The organism is Providencia sp. JGM181, from assembly GCF_018257375.1.
GTDB classification, from domain to species: Bacteria; Pseudomonadota; Gammaproteobacteria; order Enterobacterales; family Enterobacteriaceae; genus Providencia; species Providencia lanzhouensis.
On record NZ_JAERJY010000199.1, the window covers coordinates 1 to 4,719 of the forward strand.

The 4,719-nt window shown below is 39.3% G+C and carries 4 protein-coding genes; 2 read left to right on the forward strand and 2 right to left on the reverse strand.

Features of this window, described 5'->3' with window-relative positions:
- Window positions 1–181 precede the first annotated feature (181 nt).
- On the reverse strand, window positions 182–529 hold the full coding sequence (cutA, locus tag JK188_RS16425) for a divalent-cation tolerance protein CutA (RefSeq protein ID WP_211885249.1): 348 nt from the start codon (window positions 527–529) through the stop codon (window positions 182–184).
- A 697-nt stretch (window positions 530–1,226) separates the two neighbouring features.
- On the opposite strand from cutA, the gene JK188_RS16430 reads away from it, so the two are divergent.
- Both JK188_RS16430 and JK188_RS16435 read left to right on the forward strand, forming a co-directional pair.
- Window positions 1,227–2,699, forward strand: a complete 1,473-nt coding sequence (locus JK188_RS16430) for an anion permease (protein WP_211885250.1) — start codon at window positions 1,227–1,229, stop codon at window positions 2,697–2,699.
- 285 nt (window positions 2,700–2,984) lie between these two features.
- On the forward strand, window positions 2,985–3,305 hold the full coding sequence (locus JK188_RS16435; protein ID WP_036951331.1) for a lipoprotein: 321 nt from the start codon (window positions 2,985–2,987) through the stop codon (window positions 3,303–3,305).
- 90 nt (window positions 3,306–3,395) lie between these two features.
- On the opposite strand, the gene JK188_RS16440 is transcribed toward JK188_RS16435, so the two are convergent.
- The gene (locus JK188_RS16440) at window positions 3,396–4,487 is read right to left on the reverse strand and encodes an NADH:flavin oxidoreductase/NADH oxidase (RefSeq protein ID WP_211885256.1); all 1,092 of its coding nucleotides are present in this window, start codon (window positions 4,485–4,487) and stop codon (window positions 3,396–3,398) included.
- Between the last annotated feature and the right edge of the window lie 232 nt (window positions 4,488–4,719).

Here is a 4,719-nt window from a genome sequence, read left to right on the forward strand (position 1 = left end):
CGCTATTGGTGTCAATTTGACAAAAAAATCCTCCAAACGAAGGAGGAAAATAAATATTAAGCGAGATTACTTATATAACACTAATTTTGTATTTACCAAAGCTGACCAGCTAATAAAAATGATCATAATTTGCTATATGAAAAAGGAATATAAACTGAAAATAATATGGCAAGTGTGAATATTAACGGACAGAATTAACCAGCCATTGTAAATAATTATCCTCAACTTGGTTAGGATCTAACCGAATTAATTCAGGGATTTCATAGGGATGAATTTCCTTGATTGCATCAAATAGTGCTTGCTGATTACCAATCGTGCTTTTTATCAGTAATAGAATTTCATTATCTTCCGTCACATTTCCTTTCCACAAATAGACTGATTTCATTTCTGGTAATAGTGAAACACAAGCAGCAAGGTGGTTATTCAACAGGTACTGTGCAATTTTTATGGCACTTTCTTGGCTATTAGTCGTGCTTAAAATGATGCAAGGTTGTTGCTGGCTCTTATAATGAGTATCGTCAAATGTCATTTTAATCTCCTTTATTTAAAGGGCTTATTTAAATGAGTAGCCTGATTCATTTTAGTCTAGCTGCCCATAAGAAAACGTAGCCACATAATGATACAAATAGAGAAGTACGTGATTAATGTGGGAGTGATTATTACTGATAACGATTATCTTATTGGGTAATGAATTGGCTGCCCATGAGATAGCAATATATTTACCCTAATAGCTTAAGGCTTGAGCTAAATAATTTCATTAATCAATTAGCCTGGTTGATTTTCATTCGCTCTACTAAACGAAAGTAAATCTATTTACAAGGGGCTTTATTGCTATTCTTGATTAATTATGAGTAATTCGATTCAGCATTAAGTTTTAGATAGGTAAATATCAATAATTATTGAATTTTTGTATATTAATTGAGTTTTGGGAAATATTTTAATATTTAATCGCTTTAATCCGATGGAAGAATTAGTGACGTTTTTATACATAACTGTTACTCGTTTTTATTTTACAGCCACTTTTAACTCACTTTAAGGGAGTGTGACTGTTTGTGAATTTCAATTACATTTTGTTACATAATAGCTTGAAATTCATGTGAAACTCAGTAACCAAATGATAACGATCAATATTTTCAGGTGATTATTTGCTAACATCGACTGAGAATAAAAAAATATATATTGCACTTTCTCTGTCATTCCATCTCAAAAACTGTATGGATACCCTTATGAATAAACTGACTCCGTTAAAACCGATACCTACCTTAATCGCCGTCGCGATTACGTTAATTATTTGGTTTGCTATTCCTGTTCCTGAAGGCGTTAATCCGAATGCATGGCATTTATTAGCCCTGTTTGTCGGAACTATCGCTGCGATTATCGGTAAAGCGTTACCGATTGGTGGTGTTTCTATCGTTGCGATTTCCTTGGTGGCCGCGACTGGTGTTACCAATCCTGAATCCACGAAAGGCGCGATTGCAGATGCATTAAGTGGTTTTTCTAATGACCTAATTTGGCTGATTGGTATTTCCATCATGGTCTCCATGAGCTTGAATAAAACGGGGCTGGGAGCGCGTATTGGCTATTACGTTATTTCCCTATTTGGTAAAAAAACCATTGGGATTGCTTATTCACTGGCTATTGCAGAAACCATTCTTGCGCCTGTGACGCCGAGTAACACCGCGCGAGGCGGGGGAATTATTCACCCGATTATGCGTTCGATTTCAGACAGTTTTGGTTCTAAGGCAGAAGACGGTACTTCAGGGAAAATAGGGCGCTACCTCTCTTTAGTGAACTACAATATCAACCCAATAACCTCCGCGATGTTTATTACGGCAACGGCACCGAACCCGCTGATTGTCAGCTTAATTGTCAGCGAGGCGGGTAAAGGTAATGAGCTAACTTGGGGAATGTGGGCGATTGCGGCATTTGTACCTGCGATTGTTTCTCTGATTTTAATGCCGCTGGTTATCTACTTTATGTATAAGCCAGAAATTACCTCTACACCGGATGCGCCTAATTTTGCCAAAGAGCGTTTACAACAATTAGGACCAATTTCATTGCCTGAAATAATCACATTAGGGGTTTTCATCCTGTTATTAATGATGTGGGCAGGGGTTCCTGAAATGCTGTTTGGTCCATCATTCAGCGTGAATGCAACCACGGCTGCCTTTATTGGTCTGAGCGTATTACTGGGAACTGGGGTTATCAACTGGGATGATGTCCTGAAAAATAAAGGGGCATGGGATACCGTTGTTTGGTTCGCCGCACTGGTGATGATGGCAAGCTTCTTAGGTAAATTGGGTCTTATTAAGTGGATGTCTGTCACGGTAGGAAGCTCCATCGATAGTATGGGAATTAGTTGGGTTTGGGGTACCTTAATTTTGGTACTTATTTATGTTTACTCCCACTATTTCTTCGCCAGTACAACTGCGCACATTACCGCAATGTTCGGGGCTTTCTTTGCGGCGGGTCTCGCATTAGGTGCACCGCCAATGCTGTTAGGTTTAACCTTAGCATTCTCCTCATCCTTAATGATGTCATTAACTCACTACGGTACGGGTACCGCACCGATTATCTTCGGTTCGGGCTATGCCACACTGGGCGAATGGTGGAAAGCAGGCTTTGTGATGAGTGTGGTTAACTTAATTATTTGGATCAGTTTAGGGAGTATTTGGTGGAAATTCCTGGGTTACTGGTAATTCCATTGAAGATTAACTAAAAATACTTATTCATCAAAAGCCGGAATTATCTTCCGGCTTTTTTATCCTCTATAGACTGTGAGTGAAATTATATTTTACTGGGCGAGAAATCATAAAATTTAAACCTTAAATTAGTGAATTCATTGAAATAAATAGGGCAATTAAATATTCAATGGAAACAAGCTTTTTTAATTTAAAGCAGCTATGATTAATACTAAGGCATGTTGTAGGGTTTTAATGTTAACTCGATATAAACGAAGATAAACAAAGATAAATAGGTTAAAAATGAAAAAGACAGCATTAGTATTGGGTATGGCGGGTATGATGGCATTGTTGTCAGCGTGTTCAGACGAGAAAAAAGAGATTGCAGAGTATCGTTCTGAGTTCGTAAACAACTGTGTAAAAGCAGCGGGCGAATCTGATACAGAAACAGCACAAGCTATTAGCGCTATCTGTGGCTGTGCTTATGATAAAACTGTTGAAAAATATGGTTTAAAAGAATTTAAACGTTTAGACAGCGAACTGCAAAAATCACCTGCTGCTGCGCCTGAATTCCAACAAACTATGATTTCATTTGTTCAAGAGTGTGCAACTAACGCGCGTTAATTGAATAGCTTTATTCATTGTTAAATAAAGCCACGGTGATGAAAAATCCCGTGGCTTTACTATTTTTAGGACTGGATTTTAACTCAATGCTTATTTAAATAGCTGCTTAAATTGGTGCGGAGCACAGCGTAAATATTGTGGTGCCACATTAATTTGTTCATTGAGTACACTGGCGGCACGCCATGGCCAGCGCGGTTCATATAAAATGCCGCGACCAATCGCAATAAAGTCAGCTTGCCCAGTCGCAATAATCGCTTCTGCTTGGTGAGGTTCGGTGATCAGCCCCACAGCAATCACTGGCATATCAGTATGTTCGTGAATCGCTTGTGCCAGTGGCACTTGGTAATTTGGACTGACGGGGATCTGCTGCTTGTCTGACAATCCACCGGAAGAAACGTGGATATAATCGCACCCTAATTCTTCTAGCATCTCAGTGAGTTCAATAGATTGTGCCAAATCCCAGCCCCCTGCGACCCAATCTGTCGCTGAAATACGGATACCGACAGCAATATTTGGACTGACTGCTGCACGCACTTCACGAAATACATCCACTAAAAATCGAGTACGGTTAGCAAAACTGCCGCCATATTCATCTTGTCGCTGATTGGCGATAGGAGATAGAAATTCATGCAGTAAATAGCCATGAGCTGCATGAATTTCAATTAAATCAAAACCCGCTTGTTCAGCGCGTTTTGCGGAATCTACAAACTGTTGGGTGATTTCGTGGATCTCATTCACAGTGAGAGCCTTTGGTGGATAGCTGTCACCAAAAGGTAGGGCGGATGGCGCGATCGTTTGCCAACCATGCTGATCTTCTGGTGCTAAGTTTTGCCCACCTTCCCACGGTAATGCGCAGGATGCTTTTCTGCCTGCATGGGCAATTTGAATCCCTAATTTTGCATTGGCAAAACTTTTGATGTTCGTTAACAGGGTGTTAAACGCCTGCATTTGAGCGTCATTCCATAAACCTAAATCTTGGTAAGTAATTCGCCCATCGGGGTTTACAGCACTGGCTTCGACAATCACAAGGGAAGCGCCGGATAAGGCAAGGTTCATATAATGAGCCTGATGCCAAGGACTGATGAGACCTTCATGTGCGGAGTATTGGCACATAGGCGGCACAATAATACGGTTAGTTAGCTGAACTTGACCTAAGTTAGCAGGTGAAAATAGGTAACTCATTCCTTTTTCCTTATAACGAAACTTAAGATAATTCTGACAGTATACAAAAAAAGTAAGAGCATTCTTGTGATAAAACGGCAAATTTAGGGATTCAAAAAAATTTTTCGTTATAAACAAGCTGAAAAAGCAATAACGCGAAGATAATTTTGAGGAAAAGAATAAAAAGTATAAATCTCTGCTTGCTATTTTTTATTATAAATAAAAGAACCAGAGACAGAGTGTAGATATATTG